Below are 21878 nucleotides of genomic sequence, written 5' to 3'. Positions count from 1 at the left end.
GGTCGGCCCGTGAGCGGCGCGAGCACCCCCGTCCTGGACCTGCGCGGCGACCTGGTCGCCCTGACCCGTGCGGTGTGCGACGTGCCGTCCGTCTCCGGTGACGAGGCGACGCTGGCCGATGCCGTCGAGACCGCGCTGCGTGCGTACCCGCACCTCGAGGTCTTGCGGGACGGCGACGCGGTCGTCGCACGCACCCGGCTGGGACGTGGGTCGCGCGTCGTCGTCGCGGGCCACCTCGACACCGTGCCGCTCGCGGACAACCTGCCGACGCGCGTCGAGGGCGAGGGGGACGACGCGGTCGTCTGGGGTCGCGGCACGGTCGACATGAAGGCGGGAGTCGCGGTGCAGCTCGCACTCGCGGCCGAGCTCGACCAGCCTGCGCACGACGTCACCTGGGTGTTCTACGACCACGAGGAGGTCGCGGCGGACCTCAACGGCCTCGGCCGGCTCGTGCGCGACCACCCGGACTGGGTCGCGTGCGACTTCGCCGTGCTGTGCGAGCCGACCGACGGTGGCCTCGAGGGCGGCTGCAACGGGACGCTGCGCGCCGAGGTGCGCCTGACCGGCGTCGCCGCGCACTCGGCGCGCGCGTGGACGGGCCGCAACGCGATCCACGCCGCCGGCGAGGTGCTGCGGCGCCTGGAGGCGTACGAGCCGGCCGTCGTCGAGGTCGACGGGCTCGAGTACCGCGAGGGGCTCAACGCCGTGCTCGTCTCGGGCGGCACCGCGGCCAACGTCATCCCGGACTCGTGCGTCGTCACCGTCAACTACCGCTTCGCGCCCTCGCGCGACGTCGCCGAGGCGACCGCGCACGTGCAGGAGCTCTTCGCCGGCTACGACGTCGTCGTGACCGACGCCGCACCCGGCGCGCGACCGGGGCTCCAGCACCCGGCGGCCGCGGCGTTCGCGGACGTCGTCCTCGCGGTCACCGGGGGAGTGCCGGCGGCGAAGCTCGGCTGGACCGACGTCGCGCGGTTCAGCGCGCTGGGCGTGCCGGCCGTCAACTTCGGTCCCGGCGACCCGCTGCTCGCGCACAAGGACGACGAGCGCTGCCCGGTCGCGCAGATCCACGGGTCGTACGCCGCGCTGCGGGCCTGGCTGACGGCCTGACCAGGTCGGGAGCACGCACGGGGGGTGGGGACGTGATCATCCGGCCGGCTCCCGGCACCGCCACGCGACAGGCCCGGGTGCGGCCTAGAGTCACCCCATGAGCGACGACGGTCAGCCCGCACCGGGCCGGGGATACCGCAAGGGGCCGGTGCTCCTGCGCGGACGGCAGATCCCCTCCAGCACGTCCGACCAGCGCCTGCTGAGCAGCGGCGACGGCGCCTCCTGGCTGCACGACGACCCGTGGCGCGTCATGCGGATCCAGAGCGAGTTCGTCGAGGGTTTCGGGGCGCTCGCGGAAGTCGGCCCTGCCGTCAGCGTGTTCGGCTCGGCGCGCACCCCGGACGACAGCCCCGAGTACGCGGTCGGCGTGGAGGTCGGGCGCCGGCTCGCCGAGGCCGGGTACGCCGTCATCACCGGGGGAGGCCCCGGGATCATGGAGGCCGCGAACCGGGGGGCCGCCGCGGCGGGCGGGCTGTCCGTCGGGCTCGGCATCGAGCTGCCGTTCGAGCAGGGCATGAACGGCTACGTCGACCTCGGCGTGAACTTCCGTTACTTCTTCGCCCGCAAGACGATGTTCGTCAAGTACTCCGAGGGCTTCGTGGTGCTGCCCGGCGGGTTCGGGACGTTCGACGAGCTGTTCGAGGCCCTCACGCTCGTCCAGACCCACAAGGTCACGAGCTTCCCGATCGTGCTCGTCGGCCGGTCGTACTGGCAGGGCCTGCTGGACTGGCTGCGCAGCGCCGCGCTGGACCGCGGCATGATCTCCGCCGTGGACCTGGAGCTGCTCCAGGTCGTCGACGACGCCGAGGAGGCCGTCGACATCGTCCGCACGCGCGGCGCCGAGCTGCGCGCCCACGAGGAGGCGGCGGCCAGCGCGACCGCGGAGGCGGAGACGTCGCCCGAGGGCGCGGGGTGAGCACGGCCGTACCGCCGGCGGGGGCACACCTGCGGCTGCGCGGCCGCGTCGTCGGCGACGGCGGGCCCGTCGTGATGGCCGTGGTCAACCGGACGCCCGACTCGTTCTACGCCGCCGCGCGGCACGACGACGCGTCCGCGGACGCCGCGGTGGACCGCGCGGTCGAGGAGGGGGCGGACCTCGTCGACCTCGGCGGCGTCCGCGCCGGCCGGGGTCCGCGCGTCGACGTCGCCGAGGAGATCGCGCGCGTCGTCCCGCTCGTCGCGCGCGTGCGTGCCCGGCACCCGGAGCTGCTCGTCAGCATCGACACGTGGCGTGCGGAGGTGGCGCGAGCCGCGGCCGCGGAGGGCGTCGACCTCGTCAACGACACGTGGGCAGGCCACGACCCGCGGCTCGTGGAGGTCGCGGCCGAGCACGGCCTGGGCGTCGTCTGCTCGCACACCGGCGGCGCGCGGCCGCGCACCGACCCGCTGCGCGTCGAGTACCCGCGCAGCGGACCGCTCGAGGACCCGGACGACGGGCTCGACGGCGTGCTCGACGACGTGGTGGCGACCGTGACCGCGGGCGCCGCCCGTGCGGTCGCGCTCGGCGTGGACCCGGGGTCGGTGCTCGTCGACCCGACGCACGACTTCGGCAAGAACACGTGGCACTCGCTGCACCTGGTCCGCCGCACGGCGGCGCTCGTCGCGCTCGGTCACCCCGTCCTCATGGCGCTGTCCCGCAAGGACTTCGTCGGCGAGAGCCTCGACCTGCCGGTCGACGAGCGGCTCGAGGGCACGCTCGCCGCGACGTCGGTCGCCGCGTGGCTCGGTGCGCGCGTGTTCCGGGTGCACGACGTCGCCGCGACGCGCCGCACCCTCGACATGGTCGCGGTCGTCCGTGGGGACCGGCCGCCGGCGCGGGCCGTGCGGGGGCTCGCATGAGCGCCGAGCAGGCTGTGACGGGCGCCGACGAGGCCCCGTCCCGCCCGTCGCCCCGGCTGGACCCGCGGACGTGGCCGTGGTGGGTGCAGGCCCTCGCGGTGTTCCTCGCCGGCCGTGCGTTCAGCGCGGTCGCGCTCGTCGTCACCGCGCAGGGCCAGGTCGAGAACTACTGGACGCGGGCCAGGCCGGGGTACCTGGAGTTCACCGGGCTCATGTGGGACGCGAGCTGGTACCGGCAGGCGGCGGAGCAGGGCTACCCGTCGACGCTCCCCGTCGGCGAGGACGGTCTCGTCCAGCAGAACGTCTGGGCGTTCTTCCCCCTGTTCCCGCTGCTCGTGCGCGGCCTCATGACGCTGACGACGGGGCCCTGGTACGTCGTCGCGCCGCTCACGGCGCTCGCCCTCGGCGCGGGCGCCGCGGTCGTCATCCACCGGCTCGTCGAGGTCGGCGCGCCGCGCGCCGTCGCCGCCCGACCGGGGCTGCCGCTCGCGACGGTCGCGCTCGTCACCGCGTTCCCGACGGCCGTCGTCACGCAGGTGGCCTACACCGAGTCGCTCGCGCTGCTGCTCATCGCGTCGGCCCTGCTGCTCCTGGTGCAGCGCCGGTACCTCCCGACGGCCGCCGTGGTGCTGGCGCTGGGCTTCACGCGCGCCGTCGCGCTCCCGATGGCGGTCGTCATCGTCGTGCACGCGCTGGTCCGGTGGCGCGCGAGCCGCCGTGGCGAGGACCGGCTGCGCGCGCGTGACCTGGGCGGCCTGACCGCGCTCGCGGCCGCGGCCGCGGTCTCCGGCGTCGCGTGGATGCTCATCTGCGGGTGGGTCACCGGCGTCCCCGACGGCTACCTGCAGACGCAGGAGGCGTGGCGCGGCGTGCGCGAGGTCGCGCCGTTCGGGGCGTGGGGGTACGTGTCGGAGTTCTGGTTCCAGGACCGCGCGCCGTGGGTGCTGGCCGCGGGCTTCGGGCTCGTGCTCGCGTGCCTCGTCGTGCCGGCGGCGTGGCGGCTCGGCAACGAGCTGCACACCTGGCCGGCGGCGTACCTGCTCTACATCGCGGCCGTGATCGAGCCCGGCAGCAGCCTCGCGCGCTTCCTGCTGCTCGCGTTCCCGCTCGCGACCGTGACCGCGGGGGTCGTGCGGCGACCGCCGGCGGCGCGCCGTCTGTGGCTCGCGGGTGTGATCGTCGTCATGCTCGCGCTCCAGCTCGTCTGGGTGTGGAACATGTGGCGGCTGACCCCGCCGCAGGGCTGGCCTCCGTGATCGGCCCGCCGCGCGTGTCCCTGGACGCCTGTCCGGCCCGCGGTCCGTCCGGGCGTCTCGTGCGCCATCGGTCGAGGTAGAGGACCGATCGTGAACTAAGATGGTCCCGGACAACCGGCATCTCGGGCTCTCGTCGTGCGCGCGCACCCGCGCGCCCGGGCGCCCGGTCGGTACGTACGAGGCGAAGGAGAGGCCCCCCGCATGGCCGCGATGAAGCCGAGGACCGGTGACGGACCGCTCGAGGTGACCAAGGAGGGGCGCGGCATCGTCATGCGCGTCCCGCTCGAGGGCGGTGGACGGCTGGTGGTCGAGCTCAACGCGACCGAGGCCGCCGAGCTGGGCGAGGCCCTGACGTCCGTCGTCTCCTGACGACGGACCGCACGAGATGGCACGGCCGACCCCGACCACGACCATCGGCCGCACCCCGCCGGAGGTGGCCCTCGTCGGCGGCGCTCTCGCCACGAGCCCGCTGCTGACGGACGGCACGACCGACGCGGTCGCCGTCCCCGTCGCACCCGCGCGCAGCGGGGACGACGGCGTGCAGCCCCGCGAGGGCACCGCCGACGCGGCCGCCCGCTACGGCGTCGACCTCGCCGAGATCGCCGAGCGCGTCCGCCTGACGGGTGCGGCCGGCGAGGCGTACGTCCTGCAGCTCCCGCGGCCGGTCGGGTCGGCCGTCACGCTGCCCTGGCAGGGGCTGCCGCCGCGACTCGTCCTCGTCGGCGTGGGCGACGGCTCCCCGCGTGACGTCCGCCGGGCCGGCGCCGCGCTCGCCCGCGCGACCCGTGGTCTGCGCCGCGTCGTCACGACCGTCGGCGCCTACGCCGCCCAGGACGCCTCGCAGGAGGCCGCGGCCGCACGGGCCCTCACCGAGGGCTACCTGCTCGCGGCCTACCGCACGCCGACGCTCGCGACGGGGACCCCGGACCCGGAGCCTGCGTCGCTCGTCCTGCTCGGCCGCGACGGGACCCGCACGGGTGCCGCGGTCGCCGCCGGCCGGACTGCGGCCCGCGCCACGTGGCTCGCGCGCGACCTCGCCGCGACCCCGTCGAGCACGAAGAACCCCGCCTGGCTCGCGGAGCAGGCGCGCCGGCTCGGCCGTCAGGCCGGGCTCGAGGTCACCGTCCGCGGCCCGCGCGAGCTGGCCGCCCAGGGCTTCGGCGGGATCCTCGCCGTCGGCGCGGGCTCCGCGTCACCGCCCCGGCTGGTGACGGTCGCGTACACGCCCGCGACGCCGGACGTCGCGCGGCACGTCGTGGTGGTCGGCAAGGGCATCACGTACGACACGGGCGGCCTGTCGATCAAGCCGCGCGAGGCGATGGTCCCGATGAAGACGGACATGACCGGTGCCGCCGTCGCGCTCGCGACCGTCCTGGCCGCGGCCGAGGCGGGCGTCGCGCACCGCGTCACCGCCGTGCTGCCGCTCGCCGAGAACCACGTCGGCGCGGCGTCCTACCGTCCAGGGGACGTCCTCACGCAGTTCGGCGGCACGACCGTCGAGATCGCGAACACCGACGCCGAGGGCCGGCTCGTGCTCGCCGACGCGCTCGCCTGGGCCGACGCCGAGCTGGACCCCGACGTCCTCGTGGACGTCGCGACGCTCACGGGCGCCGCGACGCTCGGTCTCGGCAAGCAGCACGCCGCGCTGTACGGGTCGGACGACGAGGTCGTCGCGGACCTCGCAGCTGCCGGGGAGCGCTCGGGCGAGCTCGCGTGGCCCATGCCCCTCGTCGAGGAGTACGAGGAGGCGGTCCGCTCCGAGGTGGCGGACCTGCGGCACGTGCCCCTCGACCGGCGGATCGGTGGCGGCTCCATCACGGCCGCGCTGTTCCTGCGCCACTTCGTCGGCACGCGGCGCTGGGCGCACCTCGACATCGCCGGCCCTGCGCGGGCCGCCGGGGACAAGCACGAGGTCACCGAGGGCGCCACGGGCTTCGGCGCACGGCTGCTCCTGGAGTACCTGAGCGACCTGCGCTGACGGCCGCCGGGCTCGTCGCACCCGTCGGCGGCCGCCGGAGGTCGGCGTGTGGCGCGGACCCGGGCGTCGGCGGTCCGCGTGCCTCCGCACGCGCGCGGGCGGGCCGGCGTCCGCGTCAGCGACGGACGGCCACCAGCAGCCCGTCGCCCGTCGGCAGCAGCGCCGGGACCAGCCGGTCGTCCGCCCGCACGACGCGCCCGACCTCGCGGATCGTGGTCGTCGTCTCGTCCCGGCGGGCCGGGTCCGCGACGCGGTCGTGCCACAGCGCGTTGTCGACGGCCAGCACGCCGCCGGGCCGCAGGAGCCGCACGGCCTGCTCGACGTAGCCGGGGTAGGAGCCCTTGTCGGCGTCGACGAACACGAGGTCGTACCCGCCGTCCGTGAGCCGGGGCAGGACGTCGAGGGCGCGGCCCGAGATGGTGCGCGTGCGCGTCGCCCGGACACCCTCCTCGGCGAACGCCTCCTTGGCGGCCCGCTGGTGCTCGACCTCGATGTCGATCGTCGTCAGGACGCCGTCCGCGGGCATGCCACGCAGCAGGTAGAGCGAGCCGACGCCGGCGCCCGTGCCGATCTCGACGACGGCGCGCGCGCCGGCCGCCGCGGCGAGGACGGACAGCGCCGCGCCCGAGCCGGGCAGGACCGGCACGCAGCCGAGCTGCGCCGCCCGCTCCCGGGCGCGCAGCAGCACGTCGTCCTCGGGGAGGAACTCCTCGCAGTAGACCCAGCTCTGGGCCTTGTCGGTGGAGATGGCGACCTCCCGTGGTGCGGTGCTCGTGTCGGGTGCGCGGCGGCCAGGTGCGGCGCTCGTGCCGGTCGACGTGGGGTGCGAGCAGCCTATCGGTGCGTCCGGCGACGGTCCGGGAGGCGTCCCGTGCGGCCGGTGCGGAACTTCCGGGACCCCTCGCGCGTTGCACCGAGTCGAACACGTCCGCACGACCTGGGAGACTGGTGGCCCGCAGCACGACGACCAAGGAGCCCGACACGATGACCACGCCCCCGGCCGCCTGGCAGCCGCCGACGTGGGAGCAGATCGTCCGGGACCACTCGGCGCGCGTCTACCGGCTGGCCTACCGCCTGACCGGCAATCGGCAGGACGCGGAGGACCTCACCCAGGAGACGTTCGTCCGGGTGTTCCGCTCCCTGAGCACGTACACCCCCGGCACGTTCGAGGGGTGGCTGCACCGCATCACCACCAACCTGTTCCTCGACCAGGCGCGCCGCCGCCAGCGCATCCGGATGGACGCGATGGGCGAGGAGCAGGACCGCCTGCCCTCGGGGGACCACCTGTCGAGCCCGGAGCGGGCGTTCGAGCACGGCAACCTCGACCACGACGTGCAGCGCGCGCTCGACGAGCTGCCGCCGGAGTACCGCGCGGCGGTCGTCCTGTGCGACATCGAGGGCCTGTCCTACGAGGAGATCGCGGTCACCCTCGGCATCAAGCTCGGCACCGTGCGCTCGCGCATCCACCGGGCCCGTGCGCGGCTGCGCGTCTCGCTCGAGCACCTCGCGCCCGACGCCGGGCGGGCCGCGGCGGACGACGAGGCGGTCGCCGCCCCGAGCGCGCCGGGGCGTGCGGGATGAGCCACCTCGGGTCGCGGATCAGCGCGCTGGTCGACGGGCAGCTCTCGGTCACCGCGACGGAACGTGCGCTCGCGCACGTCGCGCTGTGCCCCGCGTGCGCGGGCGAGCTCGCCGCGGCACGGGCCGCGCGCCGGGCCCTCGCGGCCGCCGCCGACGACGTGCCGCCCGCCCCTGACCTCACGGCGCGGCTCCTGTCGCTCGCGCCCGACGGGCCGGGCGCCGTGCGTCCCTTCCCGTCGCGCGACCCGTTCGCCGCACCGCCGGACCGGACGGCGCTCGCCGCTGCCGGGCTCGTGCCGCGCTCGTGGACCGGGCGGGAGACGCTGCACGGCTCGGTGACCGCGCGCCGCAACCCCGTGCGGCTCGCGGTCGGGTCCGTCGCCGGGTTCGGCGCCGTCGCCGCGATGCTGTTCGTCCTGGGGGAGCGGCCCGACATCGTCCCCGTGAGTCACCCCGGCGCCGACCTGGAGCTGCTCGCGCAGACCACGTCCGACGGGACCGTCGACGGCCGCCCGGCGCTCGAGGACGCCGTCGAGGGCGGCGAGGTCGACACGCAGGTGGCCTCGTGGCTGCGGTCCCACTCGTGGTCGTTCCCCACCGACCTCCCGCCCGGCTGGTCCGTCACGGGTCTGCAGTGGTCCGGCGAGGACGGCGACGTGCTCGAGGTCGACCTGTCGGGGCCGGGCGGGTCCGTCGTCGTCACCGAGCAGCAGGGCCGCCTCGACGCCGACGCGCTCGCGGGGGCGGGGGAGCACGAGGTCGGCGGCCGGTCGGTGTACCTGCTGTCCGTGCAGCCGACGCACGTCGCGTGGCAGTGCGGCTCGACGGTCGTGCAGGTCGTCGGCGCGAGCGGGCACGACGTGCTCGCTCCGCTCGTGGCAGCCTTTCCCGGGGGCGCCTACGACGACGGGGTGCCCGCGCGGATCACCCGCGGATGGCAGACCGTGACAGGAGCCCTGCAGACCCCATGACGACGCCCGACGACGACGCGCAGCGCCCGACGAGCGGGCCCGTCGGGTCCGGACCCGTGCCGGCGTCAATCCCGCAGGACAACCCGTTCGCCTCCCCGTCCGGGCGTCGGCCGCTGCCGACCGCTCCGACTGCTCCGCGGGCAGCGCAGGCGGGGTCCGAGGCCCCCGCCGGTCCGCGTCCCGCCGCGCCCGGACCCGCCCCGGCACCCGCGCCCCACGGCGCACCGGCCCCGTTCGGCGCACCCACCCCGTTCGGCGCACCGGCTCCCTACGGTGCGCCCGCGCCCTACGGTGCTCCCGGCCCGTCCGACGCCGCCGGCCCGCACGCGGCCCCGCCGCACCACGACGCGATCCCGTCGTACGCCGTTGCCGCACCGCACCCGGCGCCCGTGGTCGCGACCCGGCGCCGCCGCCGTGTCCTGTCCGTCGCCTGGGTCGTCCCGCTCGTCCTGCTCGCGCTCGTGGCGGGCGTCCTCGGCGGGGTCCTGGGCGCGCGGATCGGCGACGACGACCACCTGCGCGACGCGGGTCTGCCGGCCGCCGTCGCCGGCTCGGCCGACGAGTCGCGCCCCCCGGAGTCGGTCGCGGGGATCGCGTCGACGGTGCTGCCGAGCGTGGTGTCGATCGACGTCGACGGGCCGGAGGGCGCCTCGACCGGGTCGGGCTTCGTGCTGCGCGCCGACGGCTACATCGTCACGAACAACCACGTCGTCGCGCAGGCGGCGGAGGCGGCGTCGACGAGCGTCGTCGTGACGTTCGCGGACGGCAGCGAGGAGAGCGCGTCGATCGTCGGCCGCACCTCGGAGTACGACCTCGCGGTCATCAAGGTCGAGGTGGACGGGCTCACGCCGCTCCTGCTGGGCGACTCGGGGGCCGTCGTCGTCGGCGACCCGGTGGTCGCGGTGGGCGCGCCGCTCGGGCTCGCCGGCACCGTGACGACCGGGATCGTGAGCGCGCTCAACCGCCCGGTGTCGGCGGGCGACGAGGGCGGCGACACGGCGTTCATCAACGCGATCCAGACGGACGCGGCGATCAACCCCGGCAACTCCGGCGGGCCGCTCGTCAACGCGGCCGGCGAGGTGATCGGCGTGAACTCGGCGATCGCGCAGCCGCCGGGCACGCTCGCGCCCGCGGGCGGCAGCATCGGCCTCGGCTTCGCGATCCCGTCCGACCAGGTGCGCCGCACCGCCGAGCAGCTCATCGAGACGGGCCGTGCGACGTACCCGATCATCGGGGTGCTGCTCGACCAGCGGTACGTGGGGGAGGGCGTGCAGGTCTCCACGGAGGACCAGGACGGGACGGCGGCGGTCAGCCCGGACGGCCCTGCGGAGCGTGCCGGGATCCGGCGCGGCGACGTGATCCTCGCGATCGACGGGCGCCCGGTCACCGACCCGGACGAGCTCATCGTGGCGATCCGTGCCCGCACGCCGGGCGAGACCGTGGTGCTCCGGGTCCGGACCGGGTCGGACGAGCGGGACGTGCGCGTGCGCCTCGACGAGGCCGACGCCCGCTGACGCCCGCCGCCCCCGCCGCCCCGTCGGCGGGTCGCGCCGGGACGCGCGGTCGTGCCCGGGGGGCGGGCCGGACCGACGCCTGCGGGCAGCGGGCGCGGGGTACCCTGACCCGGTGTTCGGAATCAACGGCGGAGAGCTGCTCGTGCTCTTCCTCGTCGCGGCCTTCGTGATCGGCCCCGAGCGCCTGCCGAGGTACGCGGAACAGCTGGGCCACTGGGTCCGCCGGGCACGCCAGTTCGCCTCCGACGCCAAGGCGCGCGTCGACGAGGAGCTGGGCGAGGAGGCCCGCGACGTCGACTGGGCGGCGCTCGACCCGCGCAAGTACGACCCGCGTCGCATCGTGCGCGAGGCGCTGCTCGACGACCTGCCGCCCGCCTCCGCCCGCACGGCCGCGGCTGCGGCCCGCCCGCCGGCACCCGTCAAGACCGCCGCGGCTGCTGCCGCGACCGGGGTCGCGGGCGCGTCCGGCGAGCGATGGCGCAGCGCGCCGTTCGACGACGAAGCCACCTGACGGTCCCGCGTCCGCGGGTCCTCGCAGGCCGCCGACGGCCGGGCGCCGACGCCCGACGGACGCAGGCCGCCCGCACGACGCACACCCCCGCTCCGCCCGGACCCCGCCCTCGGCAGGGGCCGGCACCCGACAGAATGGACTGATGGTCCGCATGGCCACGCACCGCTCGCGCATCTTCTCCGGGATGCAGCCCACGTCCGACTCCCTCCAGCTCGGGAACTACCTCGGCGCCCTGACGCAGTGGGTCGCCCTGCAGGACGAGCACGACGCGATCTACTGCGTCGTCGACCTGCACGCCCTGACGGTCAACCCGGACCCGGCCGTCCTGCGGGACCGCACCCGCCGGACCGCCGCCCAGTTCCTCGCGGCGGGCGTGGACCCGGCGCGCTCGATCCTGTTCGTGCAGTCGCACGTCCCCGAGCACGCCGAGCTGGCGTGGCTGCTGTCCTGCCAGACCGGCTTCGGCGAGGCGGGCCGGATGACGCAGTTCAAGGACAAGTCGAGCAAGCAGGGGTCGGAGGGCACGACGGTCGGCCTGTTCACGTACCCGGTGCTCATGGCGGCGGACATCCTGCTGTACGACACCAACCTCGTCCCGGTCGGCGAGGACCAGCGCCAGCACCTCGAGCTGTCGCGCGACCTGGCGCAGCGGCTCAACCAGCGGTTCGGCCCGGGTACCGCCGTCGTGCCGGACCCGCACATCGTCAAGGCGACCGCCAAGATCTACGACCTGCAGGACCCGACGTCGAAGATGAGCAAGTCGGCCGAGAGCCCCAACGGCCTCATCGAGCTGCTCGACGACCCGAAGGTCGTGGCGAAGCGGATCCGGTCCGCCGTGACGGACGCCGAGCGTGAGATCCGGTTCGACCCCGCCGCGAAGCCCGGCATCTCGAACCTCCTGACGATCTACTCGGCCCTCACGGGCCGGCCGGTCGACGCGATCGTCGCCGACTACGACGGCAAGGGCTACGGCGACCTGAAGAAGGACCTCGCGGAGGTCGTCGTCGGGTTCCTCGCCCCGTTCCAGGAGCGGGTGCACGGCTACCTCGCCGACCCGGCGTCGCTCGACGAGGTCCTCGCCGACGGTGCCGACCGGGCGCAGGCGCTCGCGGCGCCGACGCTCGAGCGGCTGTACGACCGGTTCGGGCTGCTGCGGCGCCGGGGTGCCCGGCACGCGGCCGTCGACGCGCTCGTCGACGCACGGACGCCCGCATGAGGTTGCCGGAACGCACCGGCGACCAGCTGCGGATCGGGGTCGCCGTGACGGTGCCCGAGCCGTGGAGCGGCGCGCTGCGCGCTGCGCGGGCCCGGTACGGCGACCCCCTCGCGGACTTCATCCCGCCGCACATCACGCTGCTCGGCCCGACCGTCGTCGAGCCGGGCGACGTCGACGAGATCGAGGCGCACCTGGCGCGCGCCGCGGCCGAGCACGTGCCGTTCCGGGTGCGCCTGCAGGGGTCCGGCACGTTCCGGCCCGTGTCGCCCGTCGTGTTCGTGCCGCTCGTCGAAGGGGCGCAGGGGTGCGCGGCGCTCGAGCGCAGCGTGCGGTCGGGCGTGCTCCACCAGGAGGTCCGCTTCGCGTACCACCCGCACGTCACGGTGGCGCACGAGGTTCCGGACGCGCAGCTCGACGCCGCCGAGGCGGGTGTGGCGGGGTTCGTCGCCGAGTTCGTGGTGACCGCGTTCCACAGCTACCTGCACGGGGACGACGGCGTGTGGCGGCCCGTACAGGACTTCGCGCTCGACGGGCAGCGCGACGGCGTGGACCCCACGGCTGCGGCCGGACGGGCCGACGGCGCGGATGCCGAGGTAGTGCGGCCGACCTAGGGTCGGTCCATGGCGAGAGGCACCGGCACGGTCGGCCCGGCCGCGGGGTCGGGTGCCGCGCAGGCACGGGCCGAGCGCACCGAGGCCGCCCGCACCCCGGCGCCCCGGCCGTCCCTCGTCGAGCGCGGCAAGGCGCTGCTCGCCTGGTGGCAGCAGACCCGCCCCGCGCGTGCGAACGCCCGGTTCGGCGCGGCAGGTGGCGCACTGCTGTCGGGCGGCATCGCCTACGCGGCGCTGTTCTCCGTCTTCGCGGGCCTCACGATCGGCTACACCGCGTTCATGGCCGTGCTCGGCGACGACGCCGCGCTGCGCCAGCAGGTGCTCGACGCGATCGACCAGACGCTGCCCGGACTCATCGACACCGGTGAGAACGACGGCCTGGTGGACCCCGCGACCCTCGTGCTGAGCCCGGCGCTGACCGTCGCCGGCGTCGTCGCCCTCGTCGTCCTCGTCCTGAGCGCGATCTCCGCGACCGCCGCGCTGCGCACGGGCGTGCGGGCGATGTTCGGGCGCGTCAGCGGCGACAACGCGGTGCTGTCGAAGCTGCGCGAGGTCGGCGGGTTCGTCGGCATCGCGCTCGCCGTGCTGCTCTCCGCGGTGCTCACCACCGCCGCGACGGCCGCGGCCCGCTGGCTCACCGGCCTCCTGGGCTGGACCGCCGGGCCCGGCACGGTGGTCGCCGCGCTCGTGTCGTTCGTCGTCGACGCGGGCATGTTCCTGCTGGTCGTGTGGTTCCTCGCGGGTCAGCGCCCGGCGTGGCGGGACCTGCGCGGCGGCGCCCTCATCGCCGCGACCGGGATGGGTGCCGTGCGGCTGCTCGGGACGTCCGTCGTGGCGAGCAGCGCGACCCGCAACCCGCTGCTCGCGTCGTTCGCCGTCGTCGTGACGCTGCTGGTCTGGGTCAACCTGCTGGCCCGCATCGTGCTGCTCGCCGCGGCCTGGACCGCGGACCCGCCGCAGGAGAAGCCGCAGGACGTGGAGAGCCCGGTCGGCGCGGACTGACGGGCGTCACCCGCGGGCCCGGCGTCAGAGCAGGGCGCGAATGGCGGGGAGGTGGCCGCGCAGGGTCGCGACCCGAGCCCGTGTCGACGCCGGCTCGCCGATCTCGCCGAGCCGCAGCATGCCGGGGTCCCCGCGCCGCTGACCCTCCTCGATCCGGTCGGACGCGTCGGTCATGCGCACCGTGACGTGGTCCAGGATCGCCGCAGGCGAGACGTCGCCGTACGCCTCCGCCATGACGCGAAGGTCGTGCGCGGCGGCCGCCGGGTCGCCGTCGGGGAACAGCAGCGGCCCGTTCCACGCGAAGATCGCGAGGTCGTCGACCGGCCGACCGGGTCCGGCGACGTCCCAGTCGAAGACGCCCGCGAGCTCGTCGCCGTCGAACGCCAGGTTGTACATGGCCACGTCGTGGTGGCAGACGATCTCGCCGGGCTCCAGCGCGCGCTCGACGAAGCGCCACCGGCGGCCGTCCCGGGGGAAGCCCCGGACGACCTCGTGGAAGTGCCGCAGCCACCGCATCGCCGACCGCACCTGCGCGTCCGTGAGCGGCTCCACGCCGATCGGCACGACGCGGCCGGGCAGGTAGGTGAGGACCTCGCGGCCGCGGTCGTCGGTGCCGAGCACGCGCGGCACGTGCGGCAGGTCCGTCGTCGCGAGGAAGTCGAGCAGCTCGTGCACCGCGGGCGTCCACGGGCCGGTCGGCCGCCGGACGGTCTCGCCGACGCGCACGGCGCCTCCGACGTTGCCGCCCTCGAGCGGGATCTCGGTCGCGTCGTCGGCGGGCTGCACGCGCGACACCGTACGGGACGGACGCGTCAGCGCGCCGTTGTCGGCGACGCCTGAAAACTGACCCCGTGGCGACGGATGAAAACGGACCCCCTCGGCAACGCTGAGGAGGGTGATGACCGTGGAGGACTGGGCGGAGATCCGTCGGCTGCACAGGGTCGATGGCATGGCGATCAAGGCGATCGCGCGCCGGCTGGGTGTCTCGAGGAACGCGGTGCGCCGCGCGCTGGCCCGTGACGCGCCACCGAGGTACGAGCGGGCGGCGAAGGGGTCGCTGGTCGACCAGGTCGATCCGGTAGTCCGCGGGCTGCTGGCGTCGTGCCCGACGATGCCGGCGACGGTGATCGCGCAGCGGATCGGCTGGACCCACTCGTTGACGATCCTCAAGGACCGGGTCCGGGTGCTGCGCCCGTACTACCTGGCGCCGGACCCGGCGACGCGCACCAGCTACGAGGCTGGGCAGCGGGTGCAGTGCGACCTGTGGTTCCCGCCTGTCGACGTGCCGCTCGGCGCCGGGCAGGTCGGCTCACCACCGGTGCTGGTGATGGTCGCGGGCTACTCGCGGATGATGTTCGCGACGATGCTGCCCTCCCGGCAGGCGCCCGACCTGATCGCCGGGCACTGGCGGCTGCTGAACGCGATGGGCGTGGTCCCGCGCGAGCTGGTCTGGGACAACGAGGCCGCGGTCGGGTCCTGGCGGGCGGGCAAGCCGAAGCTGACCGAGGAGTTCGAGGCGTTCCGCGGGGTCCTGGGCATCGGGGTCCATCAGTGCCGGCCGCGCGACCCGGAGGCCAAGGGCCTGGTCGAACGGGCGAACGGCTATCTGGAGACGTCGTTCCTGCCGGGGCGCATGTTCACCAGCCCGGGCGACTTCAACACCCAGCTGGCCGACTGGCTCGTGCTGGCGAACCGTCGCCCGCATCGCGCGCTGGGCTGCAAGCCGGTCGAGCGGTGGACCGCCGACCGTGACGCGATGCTCGCCCTGCCGCCGGTCGCACCGCAGCTGGGCTGGCGGGCGCGGGTCCGGCTGCCGCGCGATCATTACGTTCGCCTGGGCTCCAACGACTACTCCGTCGACCCGGTCGCGGTCGGCAGGTTCGTCGAGGTGATCGCCGACCTGCAGCAGGTCACCGTCCGGCTCGGCACGAGGGTCGTCGCGGTCCACGAGCGGTGCTGGGCGCGCTGGCAGACGATCACCGACCCCGCCCACCGGGCCGCGGCGCTGGAGATGGCATCAGTTGCGGCGCACCGACCGGCGAGCAGCGCGGCGCCCGATGAGGTCGAGCAGCGTGACCTGGGTGCCTACGACGTCGCGTTCGGCCTGACGGACGTGGCCTGATGACCGCCACCAAGACCACCGCCCGGGACGTGTCCAGCGAGCTCGTGTTCCTGACCCGGGCGCTGAAGGCCCCGACGATGCGTGATGCGGTCGACCGGCTGGCCGAGCGGGCCCGGGCCGAGTCCTGGACGCATGAGGAGTTCCTCGCCGCTTGTCTGCAACGTGAGGTCGCCGCCCGCGAGGCCCACGGCGGTGAGGGACGCATCCGCGCCGCGAGGTTCCCCGCCCGCAAGTCTTTGGAGGACTTCGACTTCGAGCACGCCCGCGGCCTGGCCCGCGACCAGATCGCCCACCTGGGCACCCTCGACTTCGTCGCCGCCCGCGACAACGTCGTGTTCCTCGGCCCGCCGGGCACCGGCAAGACCCACCTCGCGACCGGGATCGCGGTCCGGGCCTGCCAGGCCGGGCACCGGGTCCTGTTCGCGACCGCGTCCGAGTGGGTCGACCGGCTCGCCAGCGCGCACCACGACGGGCGCCTGCAAGACGAGCTGCGCCGCCTGGGCCGCTACCCGCTGCTCGTGATCGACGAGGTCGGCTACATCCCGTTCGAACCCGAGGCCGCAAACCTGTTCTTCCAGCTCGTCTCCGCCCGCTACGAACGCGCGTCCCTGATCGTCACGTCGAACAAGCCGTTCGGGCGCTGGGGCGACGTCTTCGGCGACGACACCGTCGCGGCCGCGATGATCGACCGCCTCGTCCACCACGCCGACGTCATCGCCCTCAAGGGCGACTCCTACCGGCTCAAGAACCGCGACCTCGGCCGCCCACCAGCGGCCACCACCGACTGACCACCACACGAGAGGGGTTCACTTTCGGACGTCGCCAGGGGGTTCGTTTTCAGCCGTCGTTGACAGCCGTCCTGTCCGGCACCTCGACCCCGCGCCGCTCCAGCTCCTCGCGGACCGTGCGGGGGATGTCGCGGCACCCGCACTCCTGCGCGTGCGCGAGGTGCCACGTGACGCGTGCGTCCATCGGCGCGCCCTGGCCCAGCACGTGGGCGTCGTGCCACTCGGCGTTCATGCGTCCACCCCAGCACTGCGTCCCGGACCTGTCGAGGGGCGCAGGTCCCGGGGACGACGCGAGGCCGCCCCGACGGACGGGACGGCCTCGCGACGAGGGGCGTCAGAAGGCGCGCGTGATCATCGCGCGCTTGGCTCGTCTGCCCGCGGCCTCGGTGGTGCGCGTCAGAAGGCGCGCGTGATCATCGCGCGCTTGGCTCGTCTGCCCGCGGCCTCGGTGGTGCGCGTCAGAAGGCGCGCGTGATCATCGCGCGCTTGACCTCTTGGATCGCCTTCGTGATCTCGATCCCGCGGGGGCACGCCTCGGTGCAGTTGAAGGTCGTGCGGCAGCGCCACACGCCCTCCTTGTCGTTGAGGATCTCCAGGCGCTGCGCGCCGCCCTCGTCGCGGCTGTCGAAGATGAACCGGTGGGCGTTGACGATCGCCGCGGGCCCGAAGTACTGCCCGTCGGTCCAGAAGACCGGGCACGAGGACGTGCAGGCCGCGCACAGGATGCACTTGGTCGTGTCGTCGAACCGCTCGCGCTGCTCGGCGGACTGGCGGCGCTCCTTGGTCGGCTCGGTCCCGGTCGTGATGAGGAACGGCATGATCTCGCGGTACGACGCGAAGAACGGCTCCATGTCGACCACGAGGTCCTTGACCACGGGCAGGCCCTTGATGGGCTCGACGGTGATCGGCTTGGACGGGTCGAGGTCCTTGAGCAGCGTCTTGCACGCGAGGCGGTTGCGGCCGTTGATGCGCATGGCGTCGGACCCGCAGATGCCGTGCGCGCACGACCTGCGGAACGTCAGCGAGCCGTCCTGCTCCCACTTGACCTTGTGCAGCGCGTCGAGGACGCGGTCGGTGCCGTGCGCCTGCACACGGAACTCGTCCCAGTGCGGGACGGGCGCGGAGCCGTCGTCGGCGGGAAGGTAGCGCATGACCTTGAGCGTGACCTCGAACGAGGGCACGGCCCCGACCTCGGGGGTGGCGTCGAGCGTGGCAGTCATCAGTACTTGCGCTCCATCGGCTGGTAGCGGGTGACGGTGACGGGCTTGGACCCGAGCACGAGCTGGTAGTCGTCGAACACCGTGGTGTGCGCGAACGAGCCCTTGTGGTCGCCGTCGGAGTCCTTGCCCCACAGGCGGTGGCCCTCGGCGGGCAGCGGCCGGCGGTACGCCATGGTGTGCCGCATGTAGCCCTTGTCGTCGCGGTCCGGGTAGTCCTCCCGGAAGTGCCCGCCGCGCGACTCCTTGCGGTTGAGTGCCCCGACGACGACGGTCTCGGCGATGTCGAGCAGGAAGCCGAGCTCGACGGCCTCGAGCAGGTCGGTGTTGAACGTGCGGCTCTTGTCCTGGACGCTCACCGACTGGAACCGCTTGCGGAGCGCCTTGAGGTCGGAGAGCGCCTGCTCGAGCGACTCCTCGGTGCGGAACACCTGCGCGTTGGCGTCCATCGTCTCCTGCAGCGCACGACGGATGTCCGCGACGCGCTCGCCGTCGGGCCGGGTGCGGATCTCCTCGAGCCCGGCGACGACGGTCGCGGCGGGGTCCTCGGGCAGCTCGACCCACGCGGCGGTGGCGGCGTAGGCGGCGGCGGAGATGCCGGCGCGCTTGCCGAACACGTTGATGTCGAGGAGCGAGTTGGTGCCGAGCCGGTTGGAGCCGTGCACCGACACGCACGCGACCTCGCCTGCGGCGTACAGGCCGCGGATGACGTCGGTCGCGTTGCGCAGGACCTCGCCCTCGATGTTCGTCGGCACGCCGCCCATCGCGTAGTGCGCCGTCGGGTAGACGGGGACCGGCTCGGTGTACGGCTCGACGCCGAGGTAGGTGCGCGCGAACTCCGTGATGTCGGGCAGCTTGGCGTCGATGTGCGCGGGCTCGAGGTGCGTGAGGTCGAGCAGCACGTAGTCCTTGTTCGGACCGGCGCCGCGGCCCTCCCGGACCTCGTTCGCCATGGACCGGGCGACGATGTCGCGCGGTGCCAGGTCCTTGATGGTGGGCGCGTAGCGCTCCATGAACCGCTCGCCCTGCGCGTTGCGCAGGATGCCGCCCTCGCCGCGCGCGGCCTCCGACAGCAGGATGCCCAGGCCCGCCAGGCCCGTCGGGTGGAACTGGAAGAACTCCATGTCCTCGAGCGGGATGCCGCGCCGGTACGCGAGCGCCATGCCGTCACCGGTGAGCGTGTGCGCGTTGGACGTCGTCTTGAAGATCTTGCCCGCACCGCCGGTCGCGAGGACCACGGACTTGGCCTGGAACACGTGGATCTCGCCGGTCGCGAGCTCGTAGGCCACGACGCCCGACACGTTGACCTGCTCGCCGTCCGGCACGTGGCCCGCGGCGAGGTCGTGGTCGACCAGCAGGTCGAGCACGTAGAACTCGTTGAAGAACTCGACGTCGTTCTTCACGCACTGCTGGTAGAGCGTCTGCAGGATCATGTGGCCCGTGCGGTCCGCGGCGTAGCAGGACCGGCGCACGGCCGCCTCGCCGTGGTTGCGGGTGTGCCCGCCGAACCGGCGCTGGTCGATGCGACCCTCGGGCGTCCGGTTGAACGGCAGGCCCATCTTCTCCAGGTCGAGCACCGCGTCGATGGCCTCCTTGGCCATGACCTCGGCGGCGTCCTGGTCGACGAGGTAGTCGCCGCCCTTGACGGTGTCGAACGTGTGCCACTCCCAGTTGTCCTCCTCGACGTTCGCGAGCGCGGCGCACATGCCGCCCTGCGCGGCGCCCGTGTGGGAGCGCGTCGGGTAGAGCTTGGAGATGACGGCGGTGCGGACGCGCGTCGAGGACTCGAGGGCGGCGCGCATGCCGGCGCCGCCGGCGCCGACGATGACGACGTCGTACTGGTGGGTCTGCATCGGGTCCGATGCCTTCCTGCTGGGCCTGCGGGCGAGTGGGGGCCGACGCCGGGCGTCAGGCCGTGCAGAACGAGGGGAGGAGGTCGGCCGGGCTGCCCGTGGGGCAGGGGTCGAACGTGAAGATCACGAGCGTGCCGAGCACGACCACCAGGACGAACGCGAGGTAGAGCAGGCCCTTGAGGACCAGCCGCGTGGTGTCCTTCTCGGCGTAGTCGTTGACGATCGTGCGCATGCCGTTGGTGCCGTGGATCATCGCGAGCCAGAGCATGAGCAGGTCCCAGACCTGCCAGAACGGCGACGCCCACTTGCCGGCGACGAACCCGAAGTCGATCGCCGTGACGCCCTCGCCGGCGACCAGGTTGACGAACAGGTGCCCGAAGATCAGCACGACGAGCAGGACGCCCGACGCGCGCATGAAGACCCAGCCGTAGAGCTCGGTGTTGCCGCGCGTCGTGCGGCGGCCCGGGCCCGCCTTGGGGGGACGCGGTGCCTTGGGGTCGGCGACCAGGGACATCACTCACCACCTCCGAACACGTGCATGAGGTGGCGGGGCAGGAACCCGGCCATGGTCACGACGAACAGGCCGAGGACGACCCACAGCATCACGCGCTGGTACTTCGTGCCCTTGGACCAGAAGTCGACGAGCACGATCCGGATGCCGTTGAACGCGTGGAACACGATCGCGGCCACCAGGCCGGCCTCGCCCAGACCCATGACCGGGTTCTTGTAGGTGGCGATGACCTCGTTGTAGGCCTCGGGGGAGACCCGCACGAGCGAGGTGTCGAGGACGTGCACGAGCAGGAAGAAGAAGATCGCGACACCGGTCACGCGGTGCGCGACCCACGACCACATGCCTTCGCGCCCTCGGTAGAGCGTTCCAGCCGGCGCTTTGGCAGGCGCTGCGGGCACTGGGGGGCCTCCTGGCGAGTCAGGGGTAGAGCCACGGCAGGGACGTCGGCGACTCTGCACGTGTCTGTCGGACTCACTGTATAGACCCCGTCCGCGCCGCTCGGGTCGGGCTGGGCCCTTGGTCCCGCCCGGGGCCGTGATTGTGAGCAACTCCACACCGCGGGACGACGAGTGGGGCCGCACCCGCCGGCGACCGGCCCGCCGCTACCCTCGGGCGCATGTCGAGCGACCCGTCGTCCAGCGCCGCGCCCGCCTCCCCGCAGACCCCGGCCGGACCCGTCCCCGGCTTCCACGCCGTCGTCCCCGCCGGCGGCGCCGGGACCCGGCTGTGGCCGCTGTCGCGCGCGGGCCACCCCAAGTTCCTGCACGACCTGACCGGCTCCGGGCGGACGCTGCTGCAGGCGACGGTCGACCGGCTCGTCCCGCTGGCCGGTCCGCACGGCGTCCTGGTCGTCACCGGCCACCGGCACGCGGACGCCGTCGCCGCGCAGGTGCCCGCGCTCGTCGACGGCCCTGCGGGAGGCCCCGCGCGGCTGCTCGCCGAGCCGTCGCCGCGCGACTCGATGGCCGCCATCGGGCTCGCGGCGGCGGTGCTGCTGGAGCGGCACGGCGAGGACGTCGTGCTCGGCTCGTTCGCCGCCGACCAGGTGATCGTCGGGACCGAGGCGTTCGAGCGGGCGGTCCGTGAGGGCGTCGTCGCGGCGCGCGCGGGGTACGTGGTGACGGTCGGGATCCGGGCGACGGGCCCGTCGACGGCGTTCGGCTACGTCCGCTCCGGCGCGCCGCTCGGGCTGGACGGTGCGCCGTCGGTGCTGCACGCGCAGGGGTTCACGGAGAAGCCCGACGAGGAGACGGCCGCGGCCTACCTGGCGACGGGGGAGTACCGGTGGAACGCGGGCATGTTCCTCGTGCGCGCCCGCGTGCTGCTCGACCACCTCGCGACGCAGCTCCCCGCGCTCGCCGAGGGACTGCGCACGATCGCGGCGGCGTGGGACGGGCCGGACCGCGACGCGGTGCTCGAGACGACGTGGCCGACGCTCACGAAGATCGCCATCGACCACGCGATCGCGGAGCCCGTGGCGGCGGCGGGCGGGGTCGCGGTCGTCCCGGGAGACTTCACGTGGGACGACGTGGGCGACTTCGCGTCGCTCGGCGGACTGCTCGGCAGCCCGACGCTCGGCGACGACGCCCTGGTGCTCCGGGTGGACGCACCCGACGCGCTCGTCGTGCCCGGCGCGGGGCGCACGGTGTCGGTCGTCGGGGTGCCGGACGCCGTGGTCGTCGACACGCCCGACGCGCTGCTGGTGACGACGCGCGCACACGCGCAGCAGGTCAAGGCGGCGGTCGACGGCTGGCGCGGTCGTGGGCGCGACGACCTGCTCTGACGCGGCGGGCTAAGG

At 74.5% G+C, this 21878-nt stretch carries 23 protein-coding genes; 16 read left to right on the top strand and 7 right to left on the bottom strand.

What is annotated here, in order from left to right; genetic code table 11:
• The first annotated feature begins 9 nt into the window (after window positions 1-9).
• The 6 genes from dapE to CELF_RS14550 all read left to right on the top strand — a co-directional run bounded on the left by dapE (window position 10) and on the right by CELF_RS14550 (window position 6183).
• Window positions 10-1110, top strand: a complete 1101-nt coding sequence (gene dapE, locus CELF_RS14570) for a succinyl-diaminopimelate desuccinylase (protein ID WP_013772037.1) — start codon at window positions 10-12, stop codon at window positions 1108-1110.
• A gap of 97 nt (window positions 1111-1207) precedes the next feature.
• Window positions 1208-2026: an LOG family protein gene (locus CELF_RS14565; protein ID WP_013772036.1), complete on the top strand. Its 819-nt coding sequence runs from the start codon at window positions 1208-1210 to the stop codon at window positions 2024-2026.
• The gene (gene folP / locus CELF_RS14560) at window positions 2023-2949 is read left to right on the top strand and encodes a dihydropteroate synthase (RefSeq protein ID WP_013772035.1); all 927 of its coding nucleotides are present in this window, start codon (window positions 2023-2025) and stop codon (window positions 2947-2949) included. Before CELF_RS14565 ends, folP begins: the two co-directional genes overlap by 4 nt.
• Window positions 2946-4205, top strand: a complete 1260-nt coding sequence (locus CELF_RS14555; protein ID WP_013772034.1) for a hypothetical protein — start codon at window positions 2946-2948, stop codon at window positions 4203-4205. The genes folP and CELF_RS14555 overlap by 4 nt, the downstream gene beginning before the upstream one ends.
• Window positions 4206-4406: 201 nt before the next feature.
• Complete coding sequence (locus tag CELF_RS20025) at window positions 4407-4574, top strand: DUF3117 domain-containing protein (protein WP_013772033.1); 168 nt, start codon at window positions 4407-4409, stop codon at window positions 4572-4574.
• A gap of 16 nt (window positions 4575-4590) precedes the next feature.
• A complete protein-coding gene (locus tag CELF_RS14550) occupies window positions 4591-6183 on the top strand; it encodes a leucyl aminopeptidase family protein (protein ID WP_013772032.1) in 1593 nt (530 codons plus the stop codon).
• Window positions 6184-6298: 115 nt separating this feature from the next.
• Here the strand turns inward: CELF_RS14550 and CELF_RS14545 are convergent, their stop codons facing one another.
• The gene (locus CELF_RS14545) at window positions 6299-6931 is read right to left on the bottom strand and encodes an O-methyltransferase (protein ID WP_041554444.1); all 633 of its coding nucleotides are present in this window, start codon (window positions 6929-6931) and stop codon (window positions 6299-6301) included.
• A gap of 236 nt (window positions 6932-7167) precedes the next feature.
• On the opposite strand from CELF_RS14545, the gene sigE reads away from it, so the two are divergent.
• The 7 genes from sigE (at window position 7168) to CELF_RS14510 (ending at window position 13589) form a co-directional block, all read left to right on the top strand.
• The gene (gene sigE, locus CELF_RS14540) at window positions 7168-7764 is read left to right on the top strand and encodes an RNA polymerase sigma factor SigE (protein ID WP_013772030.1); all 597 of its coding nucleotides are present in this window, start codon (window positions 7168-7170) and stop codon (window positions 7762-7764) included.
• On the top strand, window positions 7761-8735 hold the full coding sequence (locus tag CELF_RS14535) for a zf-HC2 domain-containing protein (RefSeq protein ID WP_013772029.1): 975 nt from the start codon (window positions 7761-7763) through the stop codon (window positions 8733-8735). Before sigE ends, CELF_RS14535 begins: the two co-directional genes overlap by 4 nt.
• Window positions 8732-10249: a S1C family serine protease gene (locus CELF_RS14530; RefSeq protein ID WP_013772028.1), complete on the top strand. Its 1518-nt coding sequence runs from the start codon at window positions 8732-8734 to the stop codon at window positions 10247-10249. Before CELF_RS14535 ends, CELF_RS14530 begins: the two co-directional genes overlap by 4 nt.
• Before the next feature lie 112 nt (window positions 10250-10361).
• Complete coding sequence (locus CELF_RS14525; protein ID WP_013772027.1) at window positions 10362-10760, top strand: twin-arginine translocase TatA/TatE family subunit; 399 nt, start codon at window positions 10362-10364, stop codon at window positions 10758-10760.
• A gap of 151 nt (window positions 10761-10911) precedes the next feature.
• Window positions 10912-11976, top strand: a complete 1065-nt coding sequence (gene trpS, locus CELF_RS14520) for a tryptophan--tRNA ligase (protein WP_013772026.1) — start codon at window positions 10912-10914, stop codon at window positions 11974-11976.
• Window positions 11973-12587: a 2'-5' RNA ligase family protein gene (locus tag CELF_RS14515; RefSeq protein ID WP_013772025.1), complete on the top strand. Its 615-nt coding sequence runs from the start codon at window positions 11973-11975 to the stop codon at window positions 12585-12587. The genes trpS and CELF_RS14515 overlap by 4 nt, the downstream gene beginning before the upstream one ends.
• A 9-nt stretch (window positions 12588-12596) precedes the next feature.
• Complete coding sequence (locus CELF_RS14510) at window positions 12597-13589, top strand: YihY/virulence factor BrkB family protein (RefSeq protein WP_013772024.1); 993 nt, start codon at window positions 12597-12599, stop codon at window positions 13587-13589.
• Window positions 13590-13613: 24 nt separating this feature from the next.
• On the opposite strand, the gene CELF_RS14505 is transcribed toward CELF_RS14510, so the two are convergent.
• Complete coding sequence (locus tag CELF_RS14505; RefSeq protein ID WP_041554437.1) at window positions 13614-14375, bottom strand: phosphotransferase; 762 nt, start codon at window positions 14373-14375, stop codon at window positions 13614-13616.
• Between the two features lie 109 nt (window positions 14376-14484).
• Between CELF_RS14505 and istA the strand changes: the two genes are divergently transcribed.
• Together istA and istB are read left to right on the top strand one after the other, a co-directional pair.
• Window positions 14485-15711 (top strand): IS21 family transposase, encoded by a 1227-nt coding sequence (gene istA, locus CELF_RS14500; protein WP_041553553.1) that lies wholly within the window; start codon window positions 14485-14487, stop codon window positions 15709-15711.
• Window positions 15711-16499, top strand: a complete 789-nt coding sequence (gene istB, locus CELF_RS14495; protein ID WP_013772021.1) for an IS21-like element helper ATPase IstB — start codon at window positions 15711-15713, stop codon at window positions 16497-16499. The genes istA and istB overlap by 1 nt, the downstream gene beginning before the upstream one ends.
• 49 nt (window positions 16500-16548) lie before the next feature.
• Here istB and CELF_RS14490 read toward each other — a convergent pair whose 3' ends face one another.
• From CELF_RS14490 to sdhC, 5 genes are all read right to left on the bottom strand, one after another.
• Window positions 16549-16731 carry a hypothetical protein gene (locus CELF_RS14490; protein ID WP_013772020.1) on the bottom strand — a complete coding sequence of 61 codons (183 nt, stop codon included), beginning with the start codon at window positions 16729-16731 and terminating at the stop codon, window positions 16549-16551.
• A 226-nt stretch (window positions 16732-16957) separates the two neighbouring features.
• Window positions 16958-17719: a succinate dehydrogenase iron-sulfur subunit gene (locus CELF_RS14485; protein WP_013772019.1), complete on the bottom strand. Its 762-nt coding sequence runs from the start codon at window positions 17717-17719 to the stop codon at window positions 16958-16960.
• The gene (sdhA, locus tag CELF_RS14480; RefSeq protein ID WP_013772018.1) at window positions 17719-19569 is read right to left on the bottom strand and encodes a succinate dehydrogenase flavoprotein subunit; all 1851 of its coding nucleotides are present in this window, start codon (window positions 19567-19569) and stop codon (window positions 17719-17721) included. Before sdhA ends, CELF_RS14485 begins: the two co-directional genes overlap by 1 nt.
• A gap of 55 nt (window positions 19570-19624) precedes the next feature.
• Entirely contained in the window at window positions 19625-20083 is a 459-nt protein-coding gene (sdhD, locus tag CELF_RS14475; protein WP_013772017.1) for a succinate dehydrogenase, hydrophobic membrane anchor protein, read from the bottom strand.
• Window positions 20083-20478: a succinate dehydrogenase, cytochrome b556 subunit gene (gene sdhC / locus CELF_RS14470; protein ID WP_013772016.1), complete on the bottom strand. Its 396-nt coding sequence runs from the start codon at window positions 20476-20478 to the stop codon at window positions 20083-20085. Before sdhC ends, sdhD begins: the two co-directional genes overlap by 1 nt.
• Before the next feature lie 218 nt (window positions 20479-20696).
• Here sdhC and CELF_RS14465 point away from each other — a divergent pair, with 218 nt between their 5' ends.
• Window positions 20697-21863 (top strand): mannose-1-phosphate guanylyltransferase, encoded by a 1167-nt coding sequence (locus tag CELF_RS14465; protein WP_013772015.1) that lies wholly within the window; start codon window positions 20697-20699, stop codon window positions 21861-21863.
• The last annotated feature ends 15 nt before the right edge of the window (window positions 21864-21878 follow it).

The sequence above is a fragment of the Cellulomonas fimi ATCC 484 genome, assembly GCF_000212695.1.
GTDB lineage: Bacteria > Actinomycetota > Actinomycetes > Actinomycetales > Cellulomonadaceae > Cellulomonas > Cellulomonas fimi.
Note: the sequence above shows the minus strand (reverse complement) of the source record. Positions and strands in the feature narration are given on the sequence as shown.

What these genes read in the sequence shown, in the direction of transcription:
- CELF_RS14565 (WP_013772036.1), top strand. Translation starts at nt 1,208, where the DNA reads ATGAGCGACGACGGTCAGCCCGCACCGGGCCGGGGATACCGCAAGGGG.
- CELF_RS14555 (WP_013772034.1), top strand. Translation starts at nt 2,946, where the DNA reads ATGAGCGCCGAGCAGGCTGTGACGGGCGCCGACGAGGCCCCGTCCCGC.
- CELF_RS20025 (WP_013772033.1), top strand. Translation starts at nt 4,407, where the DNA reads ATGGCCGCGATGAAGCCGAGGACCGGTGACGGACCGCTCGAGGTGACC.
- CELF_RS14550 (WP_013772032.1), top strand. Translation starts at nt 4,591, where the DNA reads ATGGCACGGCCGACCCCGACCACGACCATCGGCCGCACCCCGCCGGAG.
- sigE (WP_013772030.1), top strand. Translation starts at nt 7,168, where the DNA reads ATGACCACGCCCCCGGCCGCCTGGCAGCCGCCGACGTGGGAGCAGATC.
- CELF_RS14535 (WP_013772029.1), top strand. Translation starts at nt 7,761, where the DNA reads ATGAGCCACCTCGGGTCGCGGATCAGCGCGCTGGTCGACGGGCAGCTC.
- CELF_RS14530 (WP_013772028.1), top strand. Translation starts at nt 8,732, where the DNA reads ATGACGACGCCCGACGACGACGCGCAGCGCCCGACGAGCGGGCCCGTC.
- trpS (WP_013772026.1), top strand. Translation starts at nt 10,912, where the DNA reads ATGGCCACGCACCGCTCGCGCATCTTCTCCGGGATGCAGCCCACGTCC.
- CELF_RS14515 (WP_013772025.1), top strand. Translation starts at nt 11,973, where the DNA reads ATGAGGTTGCCGGAACGCACCGGCGACCAGCTGCGGATCGGGGTCGCC.
- CELF_RS14510 (WP_013772024.1), top strand. Translation starts at nt 12,597, where the DNA reads ATGGCGAGAGGCACCGGCACGGTCGGCCCGGCCGCGGGGTCGGGTGCC.
- istB (WP_013772021.1), top strand. Translation starts at nt 15,711, where the DNA reads ATGACCGCCACCAAGACCACCGCCCGGGACGTGTCCAGCGAGCTCGTG.
- CELF_RS14490 (WP_013772020.1), bottom strand. Translation starts at nt 16,731, where the DNA reads ATGAACGCCGAGTGGCACGACGCCCACGTGCTGGGCCAGGGCGCGCCG.
- CELF_RS14485 (WP_013772019.1), bottom strand. Translation starts at nt 17,719, where the DNA reads ATGACTGCCACGCTCGACGCCACCCCCGAGGTCGGGGCCGTGCCCTCG.
- sdhA (WP_013772018.1), bottom strand. Translation starts at nt 19,569, where the DNA reads ATGCAGACCCACCAGTACGACGTCGTCATCGTCGGCGCCGGCGGCGCC.
- sdhD (WP_013772017.1), bottom strand. Translation starts at nt 20,083, where the DNA reads ATGTCCCTGGTCGCCGACCCCAAGGCACCGCGTCCCCCCAAGGCGGGC.
- CELF_RS14465 (WP_013772015.1), top strand. Translation starts at nt 20,697, where the DNA reads ATGTCGAGCGACCCGTCGTCCAGCGCCGCGCCCGCCTCCCCGCAGACC.